23 protein-coding genes are annotated in these 23,910 nt (G+C 58.9%); 8 read left to right on the forward strand and 15 right to left on the reverse strand.

The window, feature by feature from the left end; translation table 11 throughout:
- Positions 1–72: 72 nt before the first annotated feature.
- A complete protein-coding gene (locus ACYZUC_RS04505) occupies positions 73–1,362 on the reverse strand; it encodes a hypothetical protein (protein WP_461993884.1) in 1,290 nt (429 codons plus the stop codon).
- A 284-nt stretch (positions 1,363–1,646) separates the two neighbouring features.
- Complete coding sequence (locus tag ACYZUC_RS04510) at positions 1,647–1,910, reverse strand: hypothetical protein (RefSeq protein WP_008040259.1); 264 nt, start codon at positions 1,908–1,910, stop codon at positions 1,647–1,649.
- A gap of 343 nt (positions 1,911–2,253) precedes the next feature.
- Between ACYZUC_RS04510 and ACYZUC_RS04515 the strand changes: the two genes are divergently transcribed.
- Positions 2,254–3,579, forward strand: a complete 1,326-nt coding sequence (locus ACYZUC_RS04515) for a sigma-54 dependent transcriptional regulator (protein ID WP_461993886.1) — start codon at positions 2,254–2,256, stop codon at positions 3,577–3,579.
- Positions 3,580–3,648: 69 nt separating this feature from the next.
- Here the strand turns inward: ACYZUC_RS04515 and ACYZUC_RS04520 are convergent, their stop codons facing one another.
- The 9 genes from ACYZUC_RS04520 to ACYZUC_RS04560 form a co-directional block, all read right to left on the reverse strand.
- A complete protein-coding gene (locus ACYZUC_RS04520) occupies positions 3,649–4,929 on the reverse strand; it encodes a coiled-coil domain-containing protein (protein ID WP_461993888.1) in 1,281 nt (426 codons plus the stop codon).
- A gap of 46 nt (positions 4,930–4,975) precedes the next feature.
- Positions 4,976–5,716, reverse strand: a complete 741-nt coding sequence (locus ACYZUC_RS04525; RefSeq protein ID WP_461993890.1) for a hypothetical protein — start codon at positions 5,714–5,716, stop codon at positions 4,976–4,978.
- A gap of 33 nt (positions 5,717–5,749) precedes the next feature.
- Entirely contained in the window at positions 5,750–6,430 is a 681-nt protein-coding gene (locus ACYZUC_RS04530) for a C39 family peptidase (protein WP_461993892.1), read from the reverse strand.
- 62 nt (positions 6,431–6,492) lie between these two features.
- Positions 6,493–7,803 (reverse strand): heme utilization protein, encoded by a 1,311-nt coding sequence (locus ACYZUC_RS04535; RefSeq protein ID WP_461993893.1) that lies wholly within the window; start codon positions 7,801–7,803, stop codon positions 6,493–6,495.
- A gap of 51 nt (positions 7,804–7,854) precedes the next feature.
- On the reverse strand, positions 7,855–8,427 hold the full coding sequence (locus tag ACYZUC_RS04540; RefSeq protein ID WP_461993894.1) for an adhesin: 573 nt from the start codon (positions 8,425–8,427) through the stop codon (positions 7,855–7,857).
- A gap of 1 nt (position 8,428) precedes the next feature.
- A complete protein-coding gene (locus ACYZUC_RS04545) occupies positions 8,429–8,854 on the reverse strand; it encodes a hypothetical protein (RefSeq protein WP_461993896.1) in 426 nt (141 codons plus the stop codon).
- A gap of 357 nt (positions 8,855–9,211) precedes the next feature.
- Positions 9,212–9,736, reverse strand: coding sequence for an AAA family ATPase (locus ACYZUC_RS04550; RefSeq protein WP_461996819.1), 525 nt, complete (start codon positions 9,734–9,736; stop codon positions 9,212–9,214).
- Positions 9,733–10,296, reverse strand: a complete 564-nt coding sequence (pnuC, locus tag ACYZUC_RS04555; RefSeq protein ID WP_461993898.1) for a nicotinamide riboside transporter PnuC — start codon at positions 10,294–10,296, stop codon at positions 9,733–9,735. Before pnuC ends, ACYZUC_RS04550 begins: the two co-directional genes overlap by 4 nt.
- Positions 10,297–10,882: 586 nt before the next feature.
- Positions 10,883–12,517 carry a methyl-accepting chemotaxis protein gene (locus ACYZUC_RS04560; protein WP_461993899.1) on the reverse strand — a complete coding sequence of 545 codons (1,635 nt, stop codon included), beginning with the start codon at positions 12,515–12,517 and terminating at the stop codon, positions 10,883–10,885.
- A 293-nt stretch (positions 12,518–12,810) separates the two neighbouring features.
- Between ACYZUC_RS04560 and ACYZUC_RS04565 the strand changes: the two genes are divergently transcribed.
- On the forward strand, positions 12,811–13,641 hold the full coding sequence (locus ACYZUC_RS04565) for an undecaprenyl-diphosphate phosphatase (RefSeq protein ID WP_008043777.1): 831 nt from the start codon (positions 12,811–12,813) through the stop codon (positions 13,639–13,641).
- Positions 13,638–14,063 carry a DUF1294 domain-containing protein gene (locus ACYZUC_RS04570; protein WP_461993901.1) on the forward strand — a complete coding sequence of 142 codons (426 nt, stop codon included), beginning with the start codon at positions 13,638–13,640 and terminating at the stop codon, positions 14,061–14,063. The genes ACYZUC_RS04565 and ACYZUC_RS04570 overlap by 4 nt, the downstream gene beginning before the upstream one ends.
- On the opposite strand, the gene ACYZUC_RS04575 is transcribed toward ACYZUC_RS04570, so the two are convergent.
- Positions 14,060–14,419, reverse strand: a complete 360-nt coding sequence (locus ACYZUC_RS04575; protein ID WP_461993903.1) for an MmcQ/YjbR family DNA-binding protein — start codon at positions 14,417–14,419, stop codon at positions 14,060–14,062. The genes ACYZUC_RS04570 and ACYZUC_RS04575 overlap by 4 nt on opposite strands.
- Positions 14,416–15,324 (reverse strand): LysR substrate-binding domain-containing protein, encoded by a 909-nt coding sequence (locus ACYZUC_RS04580; RefSeq protein WP_461993904.1) that lies wholly within the window; start codon positions 15,322–15,324, stop codon positions 14,416–14,418. Before ACYZUC_RS04580 ends, ACYZUC_RS04575 begins: the two co-directional genes overlap by 4 nt.
- Positions 15,325–15,453: 129 nt before the next feature.
- On the opposite strand from ACYZUC_RS04580, the gene ACYZUC_RS04585 reads away from it, so the two are divergent.
- Both ACYZUC_RS04585 and ACYZUC_RS04590 read left to right on the forward strand, forming a co-directional pair.
- A complete protein-coding gene (locus ACYZUC_RS04585; protein ID WP_461993906.1) occupies positions 15,454–16,065 on the forward strand; it encodes an FMN-dependent NADH-azoreductase in 612 nt (203 codons plus the stop codon).
- A 257-nt stretch (positions 16,066–16,322) separates the two neighbouring features.
- Positions 16,323–17,360: an alpha/beta hydrolase family protein gene (locus ACYZUC_RS04590; RefSeq protein ID WP_008029875.1), complete on the forward strand. Its 1,038-nt coding sequence runs from the start codon at positions 16,323–16,325 to the stop codon at positions 17,358–17,360.
- A gap of 296 nt (positions 17,361–17,656) precedes the next feature.
- Here the strand turns inward: ACYZUC_RS04590 and ACYZUC_RS04595 are convergent, their stop codons facing one another.
- Positions 17,657–18,844, reverse strand: a complete 1,188-nt coding sequence (locus ACYZUC_RS04595) for an MFS transporter (protein ID WP_461993908.1) — start codon at positions 18,842–18,844, stop codon at positions 17,657–17,659.
- Between the two features lie 291 nt (positions 18,845–19,135).
- The gene (locus ACYZUC_RS04600) at positions 19,136–20,725 is read right to left on the reverse strand and encodes an ABC-F family ATPase (RefSeq protein WP_084321611.1); all 1,590 of its coding nucleotides are present in this window, start codon (positions 20,723–20,725) and stop codon (positions 19,136–19,138) included.
- A 494-nt stretch (positions 20,726–21,219) separates the two neighbouring features.
- Between ACYZUC_RS04600 and lpxO the strand changes: the two genes are divergently transcribed.
- The 3 genes from lpxO (at position 21,220) to ACYZUC_RS04615 (ending at position 23,839) form a co-directional block, all read left to right on the forward strand.
- Positions 21,220–22,119 (forward strand): lipid A hydroxylase LpxO, encoded by a 900-nt coding sequence (gene lpxO, locus ACYZUC_RS04605; protein ID WP_461993910.1) that lies wholly within the window; start codon positions 21,220–21,222, stop codon positions 22,117–22,119.
- Between the two features lie 160 nt (positions 22,120–22,279).
- Positions 22,280–22,636, forward strand: coding sequence for a hypothetical protein (locus tag ACYZUC_RS04610; protein ID WP_280161245.1), 357 nt, complete (start codon positions 22,280–22,282; stop codon positions 22,634–22,636).
- A gap of 51 nt (positions 22,637–22,687) precedes the next feature.
- Positions 22,688–23,839: a PQQ-dependent sugar dehydrogenase gene (locus tag ACYZUC_RS04615; protein ID WP_461993912.1), complete on the forward strand. Its 1,152-nt coding sequence runs from the start codon at positions 22,688–22,690 to the stop codon at positions 23,837–23,839.
- Positions 23,840–23,910 lie beyond the last annotated feature (71 nt).

A 23,910-nucleotide genomic window follows, 5' to 3' on the forward strand; every position in this document is an offset into this window, starting at 1 on the left:
CTCCTTGTATTAAGAAGCGCGCAACTTGCCGCAAGCGATACGGAAGATCAAGCGCAGGACATCTCGGCAGGTCTATCCCAAGTAGCGTGCGACGATTGCCCGGTAGTTGCCATCCAGCGAATAGCCGCCTACGACAATATTGCCATCGTCCTGCACGGCCAGCGATGTTGCCGTATCCAGGCTGCGACCCAGGCGGGTACGGACCCAGCCGATACCTTTGCCGAACAGCTCGTCGAGTTGTCCGTCAGGACGATGCCGGGCCAGGATGAAGTCGGCTTCGACACCACCAATGGTCGCGCCAACGGTCAGCACACGCCCGTCTGCAAGGGCGTGGGCGGCGGTCCACTGGCAGCCACTGTGGCCGATCCCCAGCAAATGCGGCTGGCCACCGTTGCAATGGATGTCCGGGCGACCGTTGCTGTGTACTTTCAGAGCCATGCAATGCATCGGGTCGCGGCTGCTGCCAAAACAGTGCAGGTCGCCGTTGGCCTGCTGGACGACTTGGCTGACCTGAGCGTGACGCCCTTGTGCCAAGAAACTCATGAAGCCATCCACGGCGAAACGGTCGTCGAGGCTGCCGTCGCTTTGATAACGCGCAAGCAGGCCTTCTTCAGGGAAGTTGATCGAGCCGCCCACCAGAATCCGGCCGTCGCGTTGCACCAGCAGGCTGCTGAGCCAGGTGTTCATCAGCAGGTGCCTGACCAGGACGAAACCGCGACCGTTGAAGGTGTCGTCCAGCGTGCCGTCGGGGTTGAGTCGCACCAGCAGGCCGACGTGATCGGCCAGTTCGAAATGATGATTGGCCAGCAGGAGCATCCGACCGTCTTCCTGCATGCACACATTGCAGGCTTCGGCGCCCGGTACGCCGGGAGGAAGCCAGGTATCGCGCACGCCCCGGGAAAGATTGCCCGGCAGGCGCACGACACGGCGTCCGTTGTCGCCAAAGTCTGGGACCGGTTTGCCTTGCTGATCGAACAAGGCGAGGGCGGGCAGCGTCTGGTGCGCATTTTCATAGTGCAGGCCGGCCAACAGAATGTTCCCGTCGGGCAGGATCAGCACTTTGCCACCCATGGCCTCGAAGCCGGGTTCGAACTGGCTGATGACACTGCCTTGTTTGCCGAACGCCAGATCCGCCGAGCCGTCCTCAAGCAGGCGGGCTAGACCGAAGCGGCTGCCGCCCGGGGTTCCGACCTTGGCCGCGACGAGCAGCCTGCCTTGCGAATCAATCGCGACGCCGGTGGCCATGCTCGACATGCTGCCGGCGAAATACACTTGGGTTTTGCCGCCGCTGGCAAAGTTTTTGTCGAGTTCCCCGGCGCCGCTCAGCGTCGCAGGTAGGGCCACAGCGGTCTGGGTTGACATGCACGCATCTCCTTGCGAGTCGTCTTGGTCCAGGAGTTGGGGGGCGACTTATAGTAGAAACATTCAATCCCTGAATGATTGGTTGCACAACTGTAATAACTAACAGACGGAGGGTCGCTTTGTGCCAGAACAGTGTCTTTTCGACCCACTGACAAGCCTGCCAAGTATTTGGCCGCGTTCAGGTACAAATAAATAAATGTCGCGTGTGTTGTCTGCTGGCGAGGCCGGCAAACTAACGATCATGGAGGAGGGTGCGGATTACCGATAAGTAATCCGCAAAAAGATTAGTGCGGCATCGACCACGATTGCAGCGTGTAACCTTCCTGGCTCAGCTCTTTACGGGCTTCTTCCAGAACATGTTCCAGTTGTGCCGGATCGGTATAGGCACTGCTTGGAATCTGCTTGCGAATGCAGGTGTTGGTGCGGTCGATGACGGTCAGGCTGAGTTCGCCGTTGCCGTCTTGTGGGGCCCAGGCCACGCATTGAAATGGCTTGAACGCGCGGTCGGCAATCAAAAGAGCTTCGTTGATACGGAGCGGGGCGGTCATGGGGTCTTCTCTCTGTATGCCCAATCAAGTGATGTGCCGTCGGTTGGGCTTACCGTTCGGCTGGTTACTTGTACTGATGCCCGCAACCGGTGGGTGGGTCACATACAATTAAAAGAATTTCCAACTTTCTTTCATCGGTTCAAGGTTTTGACGGCTTTTGAAAGCTGGATGAAAGGTTCGACTCGTTAGGCAACTAATAAAGTTGCTTCTTATAACTGCTTGCGCGCACTCCCTATAGTCAATCGATACAAGACAGCGTCAAATTCTTGCTAATGTTACAGCCAGATCCGCCAAATGATTGTTTTTAATAATATTTCATAAAATTTGGCGTCAAGGAATAGTCATGATCGAAGCGCCTGCGTTACGACGTCTGTTAGTAGTAGACCCTTGCGACGACTGTCATCGCCTGCTGCCAGGTCTGCGTTCTGTAGGTTGGGACGTTGATAGCTGTACGCTGGAAAATGCCGGTGAACGAACCTGCGACGTCGGCCTGTTGCGGCTCCAGCCTTTTCATCTGGAACACCCCGATGCCGTCAAGGAATTGATCAGCCGCAGCGGCACCGAGTGGATCGCCGTGCTCAACCAGGAAGTCCTGCGGCTGCAAAACGTCGGGGACTTCGTCTGCGAATGGTTTTTCGATTTCCACACCTTGCCGTTCGATGTATCCCGGGTTCAGGTGACGCTGGGTCGGGCGTTCGGTATGGCGCGCTTGCGTGGTCAAGGCACGGTTCACATCGATCAGCCTGAACACGAGCTGCTTGGTGACAGCAAGCCGATTCGCGAACTGCGCAAACTGCTGAGCAAACTGGCGCCTACCGAATCCCCGGTGTTGATTCGCGGTGAGAGCGGGACCGGCAAAGAACTGGTGGCCCGCACCCTCCATCGGCAATCCCAGCGCCACAGCAAACCCTTTGTCGCGATCAATTGCGGCGCAATTCCCGAACACCTGATCCAGTCCGAATTGTTCGGTCACGAGAAAGGAGCCTTTACCGGCGCCCATCAGCGCAAGGTTGGACGGATCGAAGCGGCCAATGGCGGCACTCTGTTTCTCGACGAGATCGGTGACCTGCCGCTGGAGCTGCAAGCCAACCTGCTGCGTTTTCTCCAGGAAAAACACATCGAACGCGTGGGCGGCAGCCAGCCGATTCCGGTCGATGTGCGGGTGTTGGCGGCGACCCACGTCGACCTTGAAGCGGCCATCGAGAAGAAACGCTTCCGCGAGGATTTGTATTACCGCCTCAACGTGCTGCAAGTGGTCACCGCACCGCTGCGTGAACGGCATGGCGACCTGTCGATGCTGGCCAACCACTTCTCCCATTTCTACAGCCATGAAACCGGCCGCCGTCCGCGCAGTTTCAGCGAGGACGCGCTGATTGCCATGGGCAAGCATGACTGGCCGGGCAACGTGCGGGAGCTGGCCAACCGTGTACGTCGCGGGCTGGTTCTGGCGGAAGGGCGGCAGATCGAGGCGCGAGACCTCGGGCTGATCAGTCAGCACACAATCGCCGCACCGATGGGCACCCTCGAAGACTACAAGACCCGCGCCGAACGCCAGGCGTTGTGCGATGTATTGAACCGCCACAGCGACAACCTGAGTGTCGCCGCCCGAGTGCTGGGCGTGTCGCGGCCAACCTTCTACCGACTGCTGCACAAGCACCAGATACGTTAGGGCGGGGCGAAACGAAAAGGCCCGCTGCGATGAACGTCGCAGCGGGCCTTTTCCATTCTGGTGTAGCGGTTAGAAGTAGTACGGGAATTTCAGGCTGAAGGAAAAGTCTGGCGCGTCGTCGGTCAGGCCGATGGCCAGGTTGGGGACGATCGTCAAGTTGTCGGTGGCTGCCAGGGTCATGCCGATGTTGAAGTTGGCCGCGTTGTAATCGCTGTTGGAAATTGATTGCCAATCGCCGCCGTCGGGTTTGATCTTGCTCTTGCGGGCGAACTGGTCGGTGAACGAGAACGACATACTCATCTTCTCGTTCAGGGCGAATGCAATGCCGGCGCCGACTTGCCAGGAATCGCCCAGTTTCACGTCCCCTTTCACCTTGGAGCCGACCTGAGGGCTGATGTCGCTGAAAGAGTCCTCGATGTTGTAGGTGTAGGCCAAGGTGCCGAACAGCACGGCTGGGTCGAAGGTCTTGACCAGCGATACACCCGGGGTGATCGACCAGACACCATTGCCGGTAGGCAAGTCTTCGGGTACCGCGAGGTTGTCGTTGTTCGGGTCTTCGACCAGTTTGATGCCGTAAGGGTCCTTGCCGGTCGGTGCCTTGACGCGCAGTGTAAAGACCGCGTCGGGCAGGCTGGCCGACTCATCCAGAAACTTGTAAGCAACGCCAACGTTCACATCGCCGATGGTCGGGTCGCGGGTGACGGTTGCGTCCGACGTCACCGGGCCTGCGCCACCGGCGCCACCGGAGGAATACGTCGATTCGCGATAAACCACGGGAACGTTAATGTCGAACTGCCAGCGTTGCGCCACGTTGTAACGGGCGGTCAGGTCCAGTGTCCAGTTGTCGGCCTTGATCCGGTCAAGGTTGATGTTGCCGAGGAAAATCGAGTCCAGTGCCAGAAAACCATTGAGCGTCAGCGCGCGTGTATCGAAGTGCGTGTAGGTGAGGCCGGTTTCGACACTGAACTTGCCGCCGCCGAAGAACCCGCTGGCTTCGTCATACAGGTTGGATACGCTTTGCGCAGGCTCGGAATCTTCTTTGAGCGATTGGCCGTATGAACTGCCCGTGGTTCCCGGCGCACCGGTGGCCACCGCCTGACCACCCCTGGCCGGCTCGGCAGGGGATTTGGTCAGGCGTTTGGGAGCCGGTGTTGCAGGTGTTTCTTCTACTTGGCGAACGCGCTGTTCAAGTACCATCAGCGCGTTCTGTTGTGCTTCGTAACGCTGTTTCAACTCCATGAGTTCTTGTTTTAGTGCTTCGACCTGGGGGTCCGGTGCTGCGTACAGCAATGTGGCCGGAGCCAGGCTACTCAAACAAACGATAGCTCTGAGCGTTATAGATCGGTGCATGGGTTAGCCGTCCCTTCTGACTGCATCTGATGAGACTGAGCGTAGATCAGAATCCTAGAGTGCGAATTCCTTTGAGTTGGTCCAGGTTGCCGTTCAGTGAACCGGTTGATGGCAGGTTGTCGCGCAGCACAACGTTGATCGACATCATGTTGCTAACCTGGTTGCCACCGCCGAGCAGGGTCGCGTTTTGCATCAGCCCACCCTGGGCGAGGCGCTGCACGGTGCTGCCCTGGTTGTTGTTGGCAATGATGTTGAGCTGCACGCCCGTGCCGTTGGCGGAAATACTCATCGCGCCGGCACCATTGGCGTGGGTCAGGGTTGCACCGTCGGTCAACGCTTGCCCCTGGTTGTCCATCTGGGGTGCCTGGTTGCTTCTGCGGACGTTGAGATCAACGTTGTTGTAAGCGCTGTTGTTGTCGCCGGCAGCGCGCACAACCTGAGTTACGCCCTGGGTAGTGTTCAAACCGCTACCGCCGCTGACGGTCCCGGTGCCCTGCGAAACCGCCGAACCATCACCATTCTGGTCGATCATCGACACATAGAACTGGGGCTTGATGGTCGTTTGTTGAATTTGCATCGAGGACGTTGCCCCGATCACCTGACCGTTGGCATTTTGCCAGGTGCTGGTCATGACGATCCCGAAACTGATGACGCGTCCCGGCATGACATAGCGGCCTCGCAGGCTCGCCAATTCCTGATCGTTCAGTTCAATGGGTTTGAAAGTCTGTGCCTGGGTTGGCAGGCTGGCGGCCAGGCAAACCACGGCCAGCCAGATTGGAGTCTTCATTAGATGCTCCCGGAGCGTCATGCTCCCTTGTTATTAGAAGAAGTCGCTTCGGATAAATCCGAAGTCCAACAACTCTGCGTCTTGCACCGGGCTGAAGGTGTCGAGGCGGTTCTTGGCGGTCAGTGGCACGGGAGGGTCGAGCAGCGCATTGGTTTTGTCATAGCCCTGGCCAATGACGGCAAAGATGATGCCGTTCCAGCCTTTGACAAAGTCGTCGATTTTGAAGCGTTTATGACCCAATACCGGATCTCCGATATAGACCCAGCCCTTGTGGACTTTTTGCATGACCACAAAATGTTTGTAGCCACGGATATCCATGAGGACCACGACCGGAATTCTGATGTCGTTCAACGTTTCTGGCGCTACCCGGTAGCCACGGGCCCGCATGCCGATACTTTCCACGTAACGCTTCATGTCGAGCATGGAGAAGCCCTGGACGCGGACAAGGTCTTGATCGGCGTGTGCCAGCATGCCTTCGATGATCTGTTCTTCATTCACGTCCAGCCAATAGGCCTGGCGCAAAATGGTCGCCAGCGCAGCTGCGCCGCAACTGAAGTCGGTTTTCTGTTGCACCAGGTCGGCAAATTTACGCTCGCGTATGCTCTGGATCGGCTTGTACACCACCGCGCCGCCCGGCAGGACGGAAAGCGGCATTTGTGCAGCCTCGATCACACTGGCCACGCAAAGCAAAAGTACCAGGACGATAATGCGCATGATGAGACGCCCTCTGGTCGAGTTGAAAAAGGCCCCCGTAAGGGGGCCTCCAGAGACAGCCATCAGAACGATTGGTTGGAAATGGCCAACGAGTTGCTTTGTTGGTTACCCACACCGGCAGCCACGTTGACGCCGAGGTTGCCACTGCCGCCATTCACCGAACCGCTAAGGGTTGCAGTGTTGGTCACAGGGTTAGCCCAGCCATTTGGGGTCAGGATTTGATAGGAAACAGTGTTGCTCAATTCCCATGCATTGCTTTCGCTGTAGCCCTTCTCTTCGTGTTTGGTAGAAGCGGACGATTTCTCGCCTGATTTCTCGAACGAAGAGTCAAACGATTTTGCGAACGAGGAATCGAACTTCTTCTCGAACGAAGAGTCGGTCGATTTTGAGTGCTCTGTATCGATAGATGCTTTAAGCGATGCGTCAACCGATAGGTCCACAGATTTGCTGCGAGTGCGATCGCCATAGCCGTTATTATGAGTAACGGTTTTGGTAACATTCGCATCTGCGGTCAAAGTAGCGTCCACAGCCGCATGGCTGGTAGAGCTCTTGTCGGTGCTTTTTGATCCGTTTGCATCAAAGTGCTTGGTGCCGCTGACGTCAAAACTGCTAGCACCTTTCTTGGTCCAGTTGCTGGACGCGCTCTTATCAATGTTCAACTCGGAGTTATGGCTGAAAGAGGAACTACCGCTTTTGGTTGTGGTTAGCGTCACCGTCGTCAGGGCGAGGTTCCGATCGGCGTTGTTATTCACTACCAGACCAGGACCATTCTGTTCGGCGGAGGCGGTGGCTGTTGCGTTACCCAGCGGCGAATTGGAGTTGGCAATCGCCATGGTGTTTTTCTGTTGGTTCAGGTCGCCACCGGCAATGTTGATCCCCATATTGCCGTTGCCACCATTGCCCGATCCGCTCATCACGGCAGAGGCTGTGGTGTTGTAGTTGTCGACCTTGTTGTGGTTGCTGTACTGCTTGACGCTGGCAGTGGCAGTGGCAATCCCGAACACGAAGGAGTTATCCAGAGCGGAAGTGGCGCCAGCGTTCGCGATGGCGGCAGCGTTGTCCTGTTGGTTGCCGTCGCCTGCCGCCACGTTGATACCGACGTTGCCGTCGGCGCCTGTGGCGGAGTCGCTCATCTCTGCCTTGTTAATAGTCCCTTCGTTACGGATGCGATTGTTGGTGCTACTTTGTTTGTCGTAGGCATTGGCAGTCGCGTAAACAAGGATCTTTGTTGGAGGAGGGGTGTGTTGATGGTTGTTGTGATGGCCATTGTGGTGGTCATTGTCACGCCGATCGTTTTGCCCTGCTTGTACAGCAACAGCCATGACCGCAGCAATTGCGAAAACCAGAGGCTTGAGTGCCGTCGAAGGTTTCATGGTGATTCTCCGTACTTATTTTAGGTTAAGTGTTGTTCCTAACTGTTTGGGTCAATCCGCGACCCGTACGTTCAGGGTGTTGGCCATTCGGTTTCCCACCCCGGCGCTCTGATTCAACTGAATCACCCCACGGCTACCGGTGAAAGCCTGGTCACTGGTAGAGACCTGGCGATAGCCTGGTGCAGAGTCAGTCGGATCGGAGTTTTTGATCAGCGCCACGTTCTGTTGCATGAGGACGCTGTCGTCGATACTTTGCGGCTGTTTACTGATGCTTATCCGCAGGGCATTGGCTTGCTGAGTGCTGGCCCCCGCGCTCTGGTTGACGCCCAGTACGCCGTTGCCGCGGCTGAAGGAGTCGCCCTGAATGCTGGCTCGAGCATCCATCCTGGGGTCGACTTCGGTATGCAATCGTTGGCGAATCTGCGTGGTTGCGCTGGCACCATGGCCCATGGCGATGGCCCGGGCATTAGCCTGTTGCTGCTGATCGCCGGCAGCCTGGTTGACCGCGAAGTTACCTTGGTACTGCGCGCCCGAATTACTGATGTCGGCATTATTGATGACGGGGGGTTGAGCAAAGCTCGATGCGCTGCAAAACATGGCAATAATCAGCAGCTTACGATTCATCTCAACGGCCTCCCGTAATGACGTTCAGACCGCTCAGGCCTCGCTGGACGCTTGAATTGACCAGGTTGGAAATACCGTTGCCCGAACCTCCCGAACGTCCGGCGGGGAGGTTGGAAAGCTGATTCTGGGTGGTGATGTTGCCGCCCAGGTTTGTGTTGCCTAACGTGACCAGGCGGGTGATACCTGCACCACTGACGACGTTGGCAAAGTCGCCGTCATTCAACTCGTTCGTTTGCCTGAGGATTTGTTGGCTCGGGTTGGCATTGGCGGTCGTGGGGTTAGGGTCGGGAGCCACCGGCGCTTGCACTGCGTTCCGTGTCTGGACATCACGTTTGATAATGATGATGCCGTCGTCAGCCTCGACACTTGAGCCCAACGCGCATCCGATCAGGAGGAGGCAGGTAACGCCTTTATTGATAGTCCCCACAGCGGCAATTCCTTCTTTTTGTGGGCTGGCCCTAGTCAGCGATGTGAAGGAGAGAGCGAATGCTGTGCCGTTTTTTGAATTTTGTTTTAATTCAACGGGTTAAAAATTTTGTCCGGGAGGGCAATGTCGGGGCTGTTTCATGTCTGAGACAGGCGCTGGAGCTTTTGCCCAACAAAAGCGGTTGCGGCGCTCTAGATCAAGGGTTTGCGCCGAGGTGTATTACGCGCTTAACAGCTGATGGGTGAAGTGGGTGCAGACCGTTGAGACGGCCTGTTTGGGGCGGGGTGGGTGTAACAGGGATGGACACTTTTGCCCCCAAAACAGGGGAATTACTGGGTGAAAACCCCTAAAAACGGGTCAGGGTTTCAGTAGCAGTCTGACGGCTTGCAGTGCCTGAAAACGACGTTCCGCCCAGTTTCCCTGCAAAATTTGAAAGGGCTGTTGATGGGTTTCAAGCCATGTCAGGGTTGCGTCGAAAAATGCCCGGCGCTCACTCAAATCGGGTTGGCAGCGTTGGCCATCATCCTTCCAGTCGACCTGATCGGGCGAAAGCAACAAGTGCAAGTCGTACTGGCGAGCCAGCAGCGCCTGTTCAATCCACGCGGGGCAATCGCCAAACAGGGTCTGGCTCCAGAGGATGTTACTCAGCAGGTGGGTATCGAGAATCAGCAACGATGGCTGCCGGGCGCGGGCCTCGTCTTCCCATTGCAATTGCCCGCGGGCGATGTTCGGAATGTCGGCCAGGCAGGTATCACGCGGGTTTTGTTCGATGAACCAGCGGACATATTCCTCGACCAGCACCCCGCCGAATTGCGCTTGCAACTCGGCCGCGAGCCAGCTCTTGCCGCTGGATTCGGGACCGGTGAGTACCAGGACTTTCATGTGCGCAATGCCGGGTCGGTGCGCCATTCCCGCCAGCCTTGAACGGCGATCAGGGTAAATAACGCATAGAGCCCGGCGGTCAAGTACATGCCCTTGTAAACGAAGAGCCCGACGAAAATCACATCCAGGGTGATCCACAGTGGCCAGCATTGAACGCGCTTTTGCGCCATCCAGACCTGCGCCACCAGGCTGAACCCCGTCAGCGCCGCATCGAGCCAGGGCTGCGCGGCATCGGTCCAGTGTGCCATGGCCGCGCCGAGCAACAGACTGCCGATGGCGCCGATGGCCAGACCTGTCGCGATCGATTTGCCCTTGAGTTGGCTAACCTGCCGCCCTTGCCGCGCATCCCCCGCGCGGGTCCACTGCCACCAGCCATAGAGCTGCAACGCGGCATAGATCACCTGCAACAGCATGTCCGAATACAGCTTCACTTCAAAAAAGACCCAACTGTACAGCGACACCATGACCAGACCGATCGGCCAGCACCAGGGATTCTGTTTGACCGTCAACCAGACGGCAATGACACCGAGGGCGGCGGCAAACAGTTCAAGCCCGGACATGGAGGTTCCTTGGTGCAGACGAAGAGGGGAGCGGATTGTACCCGGATTGTGGCAGATGGGGCTGTGGTGGCGAGGGAGAAAGCACCCGTTGACCTGTAGGAGCCCGGCTTGCTGGCGATGGCGATTTCACGGGCGCTATCGCCGGCAAGCCGGCTCCTACGGATCGCGGGGTGGGTGTTGGGGATTTTGGGTTCACCCCAAACCTGTAGGAGCCCGGCTTGCTGGCGATGGCGATTTCATGGGCGCTATCGCCAGCAAGCCGCCTCCTACGGATCGGGGTGGGTGTTGGGGATTTTGGGTTCACCCCAAACCTGTAGGAGCCTGGCTTGCCGGCGATGGCGATTTCACGGGCGCCATCGCCGGCAAGCCGGCTCCTACGGATCGGGGGTGTTGGGGATTTTGGGTTCACCCCAAACCTGTAGGAGCCCGGCTTGCTGGCGATGGCGATTTCATGGGCGCTATCGCCAGCAAGCTGGCTCCTACGGATCGCGGGGGTGTTGGGATTTGTGGGTTCACCCGAAACCTGTAGGAGCCGGCTTGCCGGCGATGGCGATGTCGTGGGCGCCATCGCCGACAAGCCAGGCGCCTACACGCGGAATTGTTTGAGCAACCCGTTCAATTGCTCACTCAATTCCTTGAGGTGGACGCTGGCCACGCTCGACTGTTCCGCCGCCAGCGCGGTGCTGTGGGACAAGCCGGCCGCCTGGGTCACGTTCTGGTTGATGTCTTCGACCACATGGGCCTGTTGCAGGGTGGCGCTGGCAATGGAGGCGTTCAACCCGTTGAGGTTGCGCAGTGCCTGGCCAATGGCATTCAGGCTTGCACCGGCGAGGCCGGCCTGTTCGATGGTCAGTTGCGAGGCGCGGCTGCTGTCGCCGATGACCTTGACCGCCGCTTCGGAATGGCTTTGCAGGCGTTCGATCATTGCCTGGATCTCGGCGGTGGACTTCTGCGTGCGCTGGGCCAGCAGGCGCACTTCATCGGCCACGACGGCAAACCCGCGACCCTGCTCACCGGCACGGGCGGCTTCGATGGCTGCGTTGAGGGCCAGCAGGTTGGTTTGCTCGGCGATGGAACGGATCACTTCCAGCACGCTGCCGATCTGAGTGCTTTCGGCGGCGAGGGTACGAATGACTTCCACGGCCTGATCAATCGTCGAAGACAGCTTGTCGATTTGTTGCAGGCTGCTGTCGATGTTGACCTGGCCCTGCTGCGCCTGAGACTCGGCATCGCGCATCTCGCTGGCGGCGTGCTCGGCGTTCTTCGCCACGTCCTGCACGCCATAGGTCACTTCATTGATGGCCGTGGCCACCAGTTCCATCTGTTGCGATTGCTGCTGGCTGCGTTGCTGGGCCTGGACGGCGTCGTTGCCCAGTTCGCTGGACGACTGGCCCAAGGCGCTGGCGGACACCTGCAATTCGCTGATCACCAGTCGTAGCTTGGCGGTGAACGCATTGAAGTGGTGTGCCAACTGCGTGACTTCGTCCTTGCCGTGGGTGTCGAGGCTGCGAGTCAGATCGCTCTCGCCGCTGGCAATGTTGGCCATGGCGTTCACGGTGTCCTGCAGCGGACGGACGATGCTGCGGGCAATCAGGATCACCAGCAGCGCCATGATGGCGGCGATCACCAGCCCGACCACTGTCGCTTTCCAGACCTGGCCCATGAACTCGGCTTGCATGTCATCTATATACACGCCCGAGCCGATCACCCAGCCCCACGGTTCGAAGAGTTTGACGTAGGAGGTTTTTGCGACCGGCTCGCTGGCGCCCGGTTTCGGCCAGCGATAATCAATCGCGCCGGCGCCCTTGGCCTTGGCGAGGGCGACCATTTCATTGAACACCGCAAACCCGTCCGGGTCGCGGATCGCCGAGAGGTTCTGGCCATCGAGTTTCGGGTTGGCCGGGTGCATGATCATCACCGGCGTCAGGTCGTTGATCCAGAAGTAGTCGTTCTGGTCATAACGCAGGCCGCGAACGGCGGTCAGCGCCTGTTTCTGCGCGGCTTCGCGGGTCAGCGTGCCGGCGGTTTCGAGCCCGTGGTAATAGGTCAGAATGCCGCTGGCGGTCTGCACGACGTGCTGGGTTTTCTGCGCCTTGGCGTGATACAGGTCCTCGTGAATCTGCTTGAGCATCAACACGCCCAACGTCAAAAGCATCATGACGGCCACGATCAAAATCAGCCACAGACGCCGGCTGATCGACATATTGCGCAAGCTGTTCATAACGCTGTCACTCCTGTTTCTTTTTCTTGTAATAAACGACCGCCAGCATCCAACCACATTTTGCCGATCGGGCATATCCGACCCAAGTCCAATAACGTGGCAGCGTTATTCAGGCTTGTCTGATAGGATTTCGGCCCCGCACGGAAAAACCTGAATCCAAGTTGATTTTTCACGGAATTTTTACGGTTTCGTCTGGATTCTGTGCGCGTCTGGCTGCAGCTACGCTGATCGCAGTCAATGTTTTGAAAAATATTAACGGGGCATGCCGTGGCGCATCGCTTCTTGGGGGATTGATGGATCTTTGGACCGCCTTTCAGGCATTGATACTTGGCGTTATAGAAGGGCTGACGGAGTTTTTGCCCATTTCCAGTACCGGACACCAGATCATCGTGGCCGACTTGCTCAATTTCGGTGGTGAACGGGCCATTGCCTTCAACATCATTATTCAGCTGGGTGCGATTCTGGCTGTGGTGTGGGAGTTTCGTCGCAAGATTCTCGATGTGGTGACCGGTTTGCCGACGCAGCCCGGCGCCCGACGTTTTACCGCCAACCTGCTGATTGCCTTCATGCCGGCCGTGGTGTTGGGGGTGATTTTTTCCGACTTGATTCACCATTACCTGTTCAACCCGATTACGGTCGCGTCGGCGTTGGTGGTGGGCGGGATCATTATGTTGTGGGCTGAAAAGCGTCAGCATGAAGTGCATGCTGAAACGGTCGATGAAATCACCTGGCAAGATGCGCTCAAAGTCGGTTTCGCCCAGTGCCTGGCAATGATTCCCGGTACATCGCGTTCCGGCTCGACCATCATTGGCGGGTTGCTGTTTGGTCTGTCGCGCAAGACCGCTACCGAGTTCTCCTTCTTCCTGGCAATGCCGACGATGGTCGCTGCGGCAGTGTATTCGGGCTACAAATACCGCGACCTGTTCGTCCCGGCCGATTTCCCGGTGTTCGCCATCGGCTTTGTCACCGCGTTCATTTTCGCAATGATTGCCGTCCGGGGCTTGCTCAAGTTCATCGCCAGCCACAGCTACGCGGTGTTCGCCTGGTACCGTATTGCATTTGGCCTGGTCATTCTCGCCACCTGGCAGTTTGGCTGGGTTGACTGGACAGCGGTCAAGCCATGAATGACGCCAGCGCACGCAACAATCCCGGGCGCCAGTCCGGGGGCGGAATCCAGAACCCACGGCTGAAACTGCTGGTGTTCGCGATGGTGTGTGCGCTGCCGTTGTTCGGCTCGATGTCGTTCTGGCTGCGAGGGATTTCGCTGATTCCCCTGGCGGCCTATGGCATCGTCAGCGTGCTGGCGTTCTTCCTTTATTGGAGCGACAAGCGCAAGGCCCGGACCGATCGCTGGCGCACGCCGGAAAACGTGTTGCATGCGGTGGAACTCGCCGGCGGCTGGCCGGGCGCGTTGCTGGCCCAGCAGGTGTTTCGGCACAAGACCCGCAAAGTGGCGTTTCAGTTGCTGTTCTGGGTGATCGTGCTGCTGCATCAAGTGTTCTGGATCGATCAACTGTTCCTGGGCGCCAATCTGGCGCTGCTTTAAAGCAACAACCCGACCTGCGTGCGTTTGGGCAGTTTGCTCACCACCAGTTGATGGGAACGTTGCAGCAGCCCTTGCAGTTCTTCGCGGCCCAACGGGTAGGGTGCTTGCATGATGATCCACTGGGCCCGCGCCAGATACGGCGCCGGATTAATGCCCGGGCGGTCGCAATGCCCCAGAAACAGGTCCTTGTCGACCTTGAACGCCAAAGAGTCGCCCCGCAGGTTCTGCAGGGCGAACATCTTGTTGCCGGCAATCGAAAACACCCGCACGCCGCCCCACTTGTAATCTTCCCGCGCCCCCGGCAGCGCGAGACAGAATTGCGCGACATCCTCTTCGCTCATACGCCCAGCCTTCATATCAGTCGGTCCCCACAGGCATTGAATGATTCGATCAAATGGTCGAGCCAGGCGCGAACGGCCGGCATCACCCCGCGCCGATGAGGGTAGACCGCTTGCAGCCAGCCGCCAGGCAAAGACCAGTCGGGCAGTAACTGCACCAGCGCGCCGCTTTCCAGTTCCTGCTCGCAATACATCATCGGCAGCATGGTAAAACCCTGGCCGGCGAGGGTGCAGGCCCTGCGCACGATAAAGTCATCGATGCCCAGTCGCGCTTCGAGCGCGAGTTCATGGCTTTTACCCTGTTGGTCGAGCAGGCGGATGTGCACCATGCGGTCCGCTTCCAGAGCGCCGAGCACCGGCAAGCCCTTGAGGTCTTCGGGATGATTGATTGCTCGTCCATGAAGAAAACCCGGACTGGCCACCATCAGCATCTGCGCCTGACGTAGGCGCCGGGTCACCAGCAGCGGGTCTTCATCACCCGGTTCGCGAACTCGCAACGCGACGTCGACGCCCTCGGTCACCAGATCGACCCGGCGGTTTACCAGCATGACCTCCAGCTGGACATGAGGGTATTTCTCGAGGAATTTGCTGATCACCGTTGGCAGCATTTCGTGAGCCAGCCCGACGGGGGCGGACACCCGCAAGCGTCCGCGAGGTTCGCTGGACATACTGGCCACGGCCTCATCGGCCATCTCGGCTTCCAGCAACATGGCCTGACAGTGGCGCAAATAGCGCTCGCCCACAGCGGTTAGCTTAAGTTGCCGGGTAGTGCGTTGCAGCAGGCGCGCCCCCAGGCGTTCTTCCAGTTCGGCGATGCGGCGCGACAACCGTGATTTGGGAATCCCCAGCAAACGCCCGGCTGCCGCGAACCCGCCGGCTTCGACCACCTTGGCGAAGTAATAGAGGTCATTGAGGTCTTGCATGGTTTTAGCTCGATTGTTCTATCAGTGAGACGAACTATCGCATTGTTGCGGTCTAATCAGCTATTGGTTTCGTCTGTAGGATTGTCTCCATCAGATCGCCTCGTGGCGGTCCTCACCTGGAGATCCCACATGAAACTGCTGCATATCGATTCGAGCATTCTTGGTGACAACTCGGCTTCCCGTCAGCTGAGCCGTGAAGTCGTCAGCGCCTGGCAAGCTGCCGAGCCGACCGCCGTCGTGACCTACCGCGACCTGGCCAGCGATGCCATCAGCCATTTCTCCGCCACGACCCTGGTCGCCGCCGGCACTTCCGCTGAACTGCGCAACGCCGCCCAGCAGCACGAAGCCGAACTGAGCGCCTCGACACTGGCCGAATTCCTCGCTGCCGATGCCGTCGTCATCGCAGCTCCGATGTACAACTTCACCATCCCGACCCAACTCAAGGCCTGGATCGACCGCATCGCCGTTGCCGGCCAGACCTTCCGCTACACCGAAGCCGGCCCAGAAGGCCTGTGCGGTGGCAAGAAAGTCGTGATCGTGTCGACTGCCGGCGGTTTGCATGCCGGCCAGGCGTCCGGTGTTGCGCACGAAGAGTACTTGAAGTTGCTGTTCGGCTTCCTCGGCATCACCGACATTGAATTCGTCCGTGCCGAAGGCCTGGCGTACGGTGACGAAGTGCGCACCAAAGCCATGAGCGATGCTCGCACGCAAATCAGCGAGCAACTGTTCGCCGCTGCGTAAGGCTTGCGTAAAGTTGTAAATCAGCTCGGGCAACACCCCAAAAAACTCTGTATTCTGATCCCGCAAGGTCAGATACGGAGTTTTTTGTTTCTGATCATTGCGTAATTTTTCATGTTGTGGCCCAGGTTATGCAGTCGAGGGTTTAACGTCCCCGTTCTGTAACGACCTTGGTGGCCGCAATTGCTGGTACAAGGCCGCTTCCTCGGTAATCGATGGAGAACGGGCTTCCCGGTCAAGTAACAAAGGTGGGGCATCCCATGGTGCGTCTTTGGGCAACGTTACTGATTTGCCTGCTCAGCAGCCTGAATTCAGTGCACGCCGCGCCTGCGCCGCATCCTCACTGGAGCGTCGGCTTCCATGAGATGAGTTTTCTCGACCCACTGGACCTGCAACCGATGCGCGCCATCGCGTTCTACCCCTCCAGCGACCGCGAACACACCAGCAAACTCGAGGGCTACACGGTCGAAGCGGGCGAAGACACCCGCGTCGCCATTGGCCGCTTCCCGATGCTGATGCTGTCCCACGGCAACACCGGAACCCCGCTGGCCCTGCACGACCTCGCCACATCGCTGGCGCGCAAGGGTTTTGTGGTGGTGGCGGTGATCCATCCCGGCGACAACTCGAAAGACCACAGTCGCCTTGGCACCTTGAGCAACCTGTATGGGCGGCCGATCCAGATTTCCGAAGCCATTACCGCGACCTTGGGCGACCGCATGCTCGCACCGTTCGTCAATGCTGATCAGGTAGGGGTGATCGGTTATTCGGCCGGCGGGGAGACGGCGCTGATTCTGTCGGGGGCGACGCCGGATCTGGATCGTCTGCGTCGCTATTGCCAGGAACGTCCGGACGACCACGATGCCTGCAACACCCAGGGTGAACTGATCGTCGACCGTGATGATCTGCAACCGGTCGCGGATCCACGGGTGCACGCGTTGCTGCTGATGGCGCCATTGAGCCTGAAATTCGGCCGCCATACCCTGGCCGACGTGCATGTGCCGGTGCTGCTGTATAGCGGTGACGGCGACAAACTGGTGGCCTTCGACAAAAACGCCGCTGCGCTGGCGCGCAAACTGCCGACCGCACCGGACTTCAAGTTGCTGGCCGGGGCAGGGCACTTCGTGTTCATGGCCCCGTGCAACGAAGAACAGATCAGGGCGATGCCGGCGCTGTGCACCGATGCCGACGGCGTTGACCGCGAGGACATCCACCGCAACATGATCTCCGAAGCGGGGCGCTTCTTCTCCCACGCACTGGGCAAACCGACCCGCGCCGGCATGCAAACCGCGGATCAATAGGTCTCACTCCACACCTGTAGGAGCCCGGCTTGCCGGCGATGGCGCTCATGAAATCGCATCGCCAGCAAGCCGGGCTCCTACAGGTCAAGCGGTGCACCCACAACCCCCAACATCCCCCGAATCCGTAGGAGCCGGCTTGCCGGCGATGGCGTCCATGAAATCGCCATCGCCAGCAAGCCGGGCTCCTACAGGTCAAGCGGTGCACCCACAAACCCCAGCATCCCCCGAATCCGTAGGAGCCGGCTTGCCGGCGATGGCGTCCTCGGAATCACCATCGCCGGCAAGGTTTGAAATGATCAGGCTATGGCGCGGCGTTTCAGTAGCAGGGTCAGGGCCAGACCGGTGATCGACAACATGGCCGCACTGAAGAAAATCCACGAATACCCCAGGTTCAACGCCACAGCGCCCATCAGCGGTCCGGCAATCGCCAGCGCCAGATCGAAAAACACCGCGTAAGCACTCAAACCCGCACCGCGACTGGAGTTGGGCACCTGTTTAATGGCTTCCACCCCCAGCGCCGGGTACACCAGCGACAGGCCAAACCCGGCCAGACCCGCGCCAATCAGGGCGAAACCGGTCGACGGCGCGAGCCACAGCAGCACCAGTCCCACCGTTTCAATGCTCATGCAGACAATCGCCGAGGTGAACCCACCAAAACGACTGATGCTGGAAATGAACAGCAGTCGCGCCAGAATGAAGCAGACGCCGAACACCGACAGGCAGTACGCAGCGCCGGTCCAGCCACGGCTGAGGTAATACAGGGTAATAAAGGTGGTCAACGTGCCGTAGCCGATCGACGCCAGGCTCAAACTCGCGCCGAACGGCGCAATACGCCCGAACACCGCCCAGAACGGCAGGCGTTCACCGCGAACCACTGGCACCGAAGGTTTATTGCGGATCAGCAGCAGCGCCAGCGCGGCCAACAATGACAGCGCGATGCCCAGGCTGGCAAAACCATACGCGGCCACCATCACAACGCCCAATGGCGCACCGATCGCGATGGCGCCGTAGGACGCGATGCCATTCCACGAGATCGAGCGCGCGGTGTGTTCCGCGCCGACCTGGCCCATGCACCAACTGATGGTGCCGACGCCGATCAAGCCCTGCGCGATGCCCAGCAACAAACGGCCGGCGATCAGGATCAACAGGCTCGTCAGCGGAAAGCTTTGCAGCAGCGTCGACAGCAACGTCAGCGCGCCGCTCAAGACAATCCCCGACAACCCGTAAACAATCGAGCGTTTCGTGCCGATGCTGTCCGACATGCGCCCGGCCATCGGGCGGCTGAGCAGGGTTGCGAGGTATTGCGAACCGATGGTCAGCCCTGCGACGACGGCACTGAACCCGAGTTGCTCGTGGACATAACCCGGCAACACCGCAATCGGCAGGCCGATGCAGAGGAAGGCAATAAAGGTATAGAAAACGATGGAGACGATCTGCAGGGTGATCGCCATGGAGCTTTGCGGTGGCAGTTGCTGCGCAGACATGAGGGCTCGTTCGCGGGCGGCGGTGGGAGAGGTCCATCATGGCGCGGGTGCGGAATAAAAGAAAGCAGGCTAACTATGTTCGTTGAGCCCGAGGGCCTCTTCGCGGGCAAGTCGGATCGCCGCACCGCTCGCTCCTACAGTGTTTTTTGTCGATCCCGAAATTCGCGTACGACTCGATACTGTAGGAGCGAGGCTTGCCCGCGAAGAGGTCTTGTGCACCAGCGATTTCATTGGCCATGAAATGCAAAAAGCCCCGTCACCAGGACAGGGCTTTTCATTTATAGCGAACGCTTAGAACACAACGCCCTGACTACGCAGGTAATCATCATAAGTACCGCTGAAGTCGATCACGCCGCTAGGGCTCAACTCGATGATGCGGGTGGCCAGCGACGATACGAACTCACGGTCGTGGCTGACGAAGATCAGCGTGCCCGGATAGTTCTCCAGCGCCAGGTTCAGCGCCTCGATGGACTCCATGTCCAAGTGGTTGGTCGGTTCGTCCATGATCAGCACGTTCGGCTTTTGCAGGATCAGCTTGCCGAACAGCATGCGACCTTGCTCACCACCGGAGATGACCTTGACCGACTTCAGAATCTCGTCGTTGGAGAACAGCATGCGGCCGAGGGTGCCGCGAACCAGTTGCTCGCCGCCCTGGGTCCACTGGCCCATCCAGTCGAACAGGTTGCAGTCGTCTTCGAAGTCGTGCGCGTGGTCCTGGGCGTAGTAGCCCAATTCCGCGGCGTCGGTCCACTTCACGGTACCGGCGTCCGGGGTCAGTTCATTGACCAGAGTGCGCAGCAGGGTGGTTTTACCGATACCGTTCGGGCCGATGATCGCAACGCGCTCGCCAGCTTCAACCTGGAAGCTGAAGTCCTTGAACAGTGTCTTGCCGTCGAAGCCCTTGGCCATGCGCTCGACGATGACCGCTTGGCGGTGCAGCTTCTTGGTTTGTTCGAAACGGATGAACGGGCTCACTCGGCTCGAAGGCTTGACCTCGGCCAGCTGGATCTTGTCGATCGCCTTGGCGCGGGAAGTGGCCTGCTTGGCTTTCGAGGCGTTGGCCGAGAAGCGGCTGACGAACGATTGCAGCTCGGAAATCTGTGCCTTCTTCTTGGCGTTGTCCGACAGCAGTTGCTCGCGGGACTGGGTCGCCACGGTCATGTACTCGTCGTAGTTGCCCGGGAACAGGCGCAGCTCGCCGTAATCCAGGTCAGCCATGTGGGTGCACACACTGTTCAGGAAGTGACGGTCGTGAGAGATGATGATCATCAGGCTGGAGCGCTGGGTCAGCACGTTTTCCAGCCAGCGGATGGTGTTGATGTCCAGGTGGTTGGTCGGTTCGTCGAGCAACAGCACTTCAGGATCGGAGAACAGCGCCTGCGCCAGCAATACACGGAGTTTCCAGCCTGGGGAAACCTCGCTCATCGGGCCAAAGTGCTGCTCGATGCCGATACCCAGGCCCAGCAACAGTTCGCCGGCGCGGGATTCGGCGGTGTAGCCGTCCATTTCGGCGAATTCGGTTTCCAGCTCGGCCACAGCCATGCCGTCTTCTTCGGTCATTTCCGGCAGCGAGTAGATGCGGTCGCGCTCGGCTTTAACCTTCCACAGTTCTTCGTGACCCATGATCACGGTGTCGATCACGGTGAATTCTTCGTAGGCGAACTGGTCCTGGCGCAATTTACCCAGACGCACGTTCGGCTCGAGCATGACCTGACCGCCGGAAGGCTCGAGGTCGCCACCGAGGATTTTCATGAAAGTCGACTTGCCGCAGCCGTTGGCGCCGATCAAGCCGTAGCGGTTGCCCGCGCCGAATTTGACCGAAACGTTTTCGAATAGCGGCTTGGCGCCGAACTGCATCGTGATGTTAGCTGTAGAGATCAAAGGTTTTTCCTGCGAAGCATTCAGAGTAGCTAGGGTTGCGGCAGTACCGATTCAGTACCCGTTTCCGGTATTCAAACCACGGGAAATACATCCCGGTCAGAAGCGGAAGGTCCATCTGGCAATAAGTGGACAGCAGCAGTTGGAGCGCTTGGCCCGAGTCGAAGCGCGCTGAGACGGGGTTCATTCCCGTCATCAACCAAGGGGGGCGCGTAATGTTTGGCGGCGATTGTACTGGTCTGGCTCTTTAAACGATAGGGCGTTTAGGCCGCACGGATGCTTTGGCGGTACAAGTGGACAGATTTTCACACCTGAATGCTAACCATTTGTTACAGCTCGTGGCTAAAATGCCATCTTCTAACCGGATGCCGGGCGCCGGCATGCTCTAGGACGCGCCTCAGGGACGCTGTTTCGTATTCAGACGCTGCACAAGACCCTTGGGCCGTCGGGCCTGTCAGGGGACGCAGTTTGTTCACTTCTGACGTGTGACGATTTTCGTGAAACTCATCATTGCCGCTGTTTATGTTGTATCGATTGCGTACGTCCACCTGCGCGGTCGGGTGCGCCACAAGCTGGGCCGCCAACTGAGCGATCACTCGACGTTTCTCGCGCCGATCAATTGCTTCCTGTACCTGTTCTCGAAAATTCCCAACAAGCCGTACCTCGATCCGGCCGACTTCCCGGACCTGAGCCCGTTGCAGACCCATTGGGAAGAAATCCGCGCCGAAGGCCAGAACCTGCTCAGGGCGGGTGAGATCAAGCGCTCGAACCAGTACGACGACGTCGGCTTCAACTCGTTCTTCAAAACCGGCTGGAAGCGCTTCTACTTGAAGTGGTACGGCGACAGCCATCCTTCGGCAACGAAGCTTTGCCCGCGCACCACCGAACTGGTGCAGAGCATCGGTTCGATCAAGGCGGCGATGTTCGCCGAACTGCCGCCCGGTTCGAAACTGGTGCGTCACCGCGACCCGTATGCCGGTTCCTACCGCTATCACCTGGGCCTGGAGACGCCGAACGACACTGGTTGCTACATCAACGTCGATGGCGAGAACTATCACTGGCGTGACGGTGAAGCGGTGATGTTCGACGAAACCTTCATTCATTACGCCGAAAACACTACGCAGCAGAACCGAATCATTTTGTTCTGCGACATCGAGCGCCCTATGAAGTATCGCTGGGCGGCGGCGTTCAATGGCTGGTTCAGCCGTAACGTGATGTCGGCGGCGGGCGCGCCGAACGATGTGGGCGACAAGACGGGTGGCATCAATCGTCTGTTCACCAGGATCTACAAGATTCGCCTGCGTGGCAAAGCGTTGAAGAAGCGCAACCGCACACTCTATTACCTGGAGAAGTGGGCGATTTTTGCCGGGTTGCTGGCGATATTTGTCTGGATCTGATTGAGGCGTCGCGGCTGCCCATGGCCCGGCGCAAAGTTTTCAGCGGCGTACAAGCCAGTCCTGGCAGGGGATCAACTTCGTGTTACATGGTTTTGGTTAACAAATCCGAACCCTCGGCGTAGCGTGCTATCGAAGGCTGTATCACCTGGAGGGGCTGGTCATGAACCGATTAGCGTTTGGCATCATCACGATGGCATTGACGGGCGTGCTGAGCCAACTGGCCCAGGCCGACACCCGGTTACCCGCATTCCCGATGCTGTTGGCTCAGAGCCCGACGGGCGCCGCCAGCAATCCTTACAACAGCCCGATTCGCCGGGCCAACCCCAATAGCATGCAAGGCACACAACCCAGTGCGCCGGCGATCCGCGGGCCGAACACGGTTCCCGTTCCGCGGCCACCGACGCTGGACAACGGTGGCATTGGCAACCGCTATCCCCAGGATCGGTCGGCGCCTGTCAGCCCACCGAAATTCATCCCCAATCCGCCCCATCGGGACGCAGGCACCAGCAACCGTTGAGCAGCAGGACGCAGGTCTTGCCAGCCATTCAGACGACAAAAGGAATCGTGCATGTTGCGTAAAACCCTCCTGGCCACGGTGTGTGCCAGCGCACTGATCAGCGCCGCCGCACCCGTTTTCGCGGCGTCCGTGCAAGCGCTGAAAAGTGAACAGGGCACCCTTGAGGTCACGCCTATCGCCAAGGGGCTGGATCATCCGTGGGCCTTGGCGTTTCTACCGGATCGCCAAGGGATGCTGGTGACCGAACGGCCCGGCAACCTGCGCGTGGTCAGCGTCGACGGCAAACTTTCGGCACCGCTCAGTGGCGTGCCGAAAGTCTGGGCCAAAGGGCAGGGTGGCCTGCTCGATGTGGTGCTGTCGCCGGATTTCAAACAGGACCGCACGGTCTATCTGTCTTATGCAGAGGGAGGCGGAGAGGGGAACAAGGCCGGCACGGCGGTCGGTCGCGGGCAACTGTCGCAAGACCTGACAGCAATCAACAATTTCAAAGTGATCTTCCGTCAGGAGCCCAAACTCTCGGTCGGCAATCACTTTGGTTCGCGACTGGTGTTCGACCGTGACGGCTACCTGTTCATCACCCTCGGTGAGAACAATGACCGGCCAACCGCGCAGGATCTGGACAAGCTGCAAGGCAAGGTCGTGCGGATCTACCCGGACGGCAAGGTGCCCGACGACAACCCCTTTGTCGGCCAGGCGGGCGTGCGTCCGGAAATCTGGTCGTATGGCCAGCGCAATCCACAAGGCGCGGCGCTCAATCCCTGGACCGGCGAGCTCTGGGAAAACGAACACGGCCCGCGTGGCGGTGACGAGATCAACATCATCGAACGTGGCAAGAATTACGGCTGGCCGCTGGCGACCCATGGCATCAACTACTCCGGTCAACCGATCCCGGAAGCCACGGGCAAGACCGCCGAAGGCACTGTTGCACCGCGCCACGTCTGGGAAAAATCTCCCGGCCTGAGCGGCATGGCGTTTTACGACGCTGACCGCTTCAAGGCGTGGCAGCACAACGTGTTCATCGGTGCGCTGGTCAGTCAGGAGTTGATACGCCTGCAGTTCGACGGCGACCGGGTGGTTCACGAAGAGCGCTTGATGGGCGAGCTGAACAAGCGCATCCGCGACGTGCGGCAGGGGCCGGACGGGTATTTGTATGTGCTCACCGATGAAGATGATGGCGTGTTGTACAAGGTCGGGCTGATGTAAAAATCATGCACCGCCATCGCCGGCAAGCCGGTCTCGCTCCCACATTTGACCGCAATCTAATGTGGGAGCGA

Source organism: Pseudomonas sp. GT1P32, from assembly GCF_054897805.1.

Coding starts and splice junctions, on each gene's coding strand:
- ACYZUC_RS04505 (WP_461993884.1), bottom strand. CDS start 1,362: ATGTCAACCCAGACCGCTGTGGCCCTACCTGCGACGCTGAGCGGCGCC.
- ACYZUC_RS04510 (WP_008040259.1), bottom strand. CDS start 1,910: ATGACCGCCCCGCTCCGTATCAACGAAGCTCTTTTGATTGCCGACCGC.
- ACYZUC_RS04515 (WP_461993886.1), top strand. CDS start 2,254: ATGATCGAAGCGCCTGCGTTACGACGTCTGTTAGTAGTAGACCCTTGC.
- ACYZUC_RS04520 (WP_461993888.1), bottom strand. CDS start 4,929: ATGCACCGATCTATAACGCTCAGAGCTATCGTTTGTTTGAGTAGCCTG.
- ACYZUC_RS04525 (WP_461993890.1), bottom strand. CDS start 5,716: ATGAAGACTCCAATCTGGCTGGCCGTGGTTTGCCTGGCCGCCAGCCTG.
- ACYZUC_RS04530 (WP_461993892.1), bottom strand. CDS start 6,430: ATGCGCATTATCGTCCTGGTACTTTTGCTTTGCGTGGCCAGTGTGATC.
- ACYZUC_RS04535 (WP_461993893.1), bottom strand. CDS start 7,803: ATGAAACCTTCGACGGCACTCAAGCCTCTGGTTTTCGCAATTGCTGCG.
- ACYZUC_RS04540 (WP_461993894.1), bottom strand. CDS start 8,427: ATGAATCGTAAGCTGCTGATTATTGCCATGTTTTGCAGCGCATCGAGC.
- ACYZUC_RS04550 (WP_461996819.1), bottom strand. CDS start 9,736: ATGAAAGTCCTGGTACTCACCGGTCCCGAATCCAGCGGCAAGAGCTGG.
- pnuC (WP_461993898.1), bottom strand. CDS start 10,296: ATGTCCGGGCTTGAACTGTTTGCCGCCGCCCTCGGTGTCATTGCCGTC.
- ACYZUC_RS04560 (WP_461993899.1), bottom strand. CDS start 12,517: ATGAACAGCTTGCGCAATATGTCGATCAGCCGGCGTCTGTGGCTGATT.
- ACYZUC_RS04565 (WP_008043777.1), top strand. CDS start 12,811: ATGGATCTTTGGACCGCCTTTCAGGCATTGATACTTGGCGTTATAGAA.
- ACYZUC_RS04570 (WP_461993901.1), top strand. CDS start 13,638: ATGAATGACGCCAGCGCACGCAACAATCCCGGGCGCCAGTCCGGGGGC.
- ACYZUC_RS04575 (WP_461993903.1), bottom strand. CDS start 14,419: ATGAAGGCTGGGCGTATGAGCGAAGAGGATGTCGCGCAATTCTGTCTC.
- ACYZUC_RS04580 (WP_461993904.1), bottom strand. CDS start 15,324: ATGCAAGACCTCAATGACCTCTATTACTTCGCCAAGGTGGTCGAAGCC.
- ACYZUC_RS04585 (WP_461993906.1), top strand. CDS start 15,454: ATGAAACTGCTGCATATCGATTCGAGCATTCTTGGTGACAACTCGGCT.
- ACYZUC_RS04590 (WP_008029875.1), top strand. CDS start 16,323: ATGGTGCGTCTTTGGGCAACGTTACTGATTTGCCTGCTCAGCAGCCTG.
- ACYZUC_RS04595 (WP_461993908.1), bottom strand. CDS start 18,844: ATGTCTGCGCAGCAACTGCCACCGCAAAGCTCCATGGCGATCACCCTG.
- ACYZUC_RS04610 (WP_280161245.1), top strand. CDS start 22,280: ATGAACCGATTAGCGTTTGGCATCATCACGATGGCATTGACGGGCGTG.
- ACYZUC_RS04615 (WP_461993912.1), top strand. CDS start 22,688: ATGTTGCGTAAAACCCTCCTGGCCACGGTGTGTGCCAGCGCACTGATC.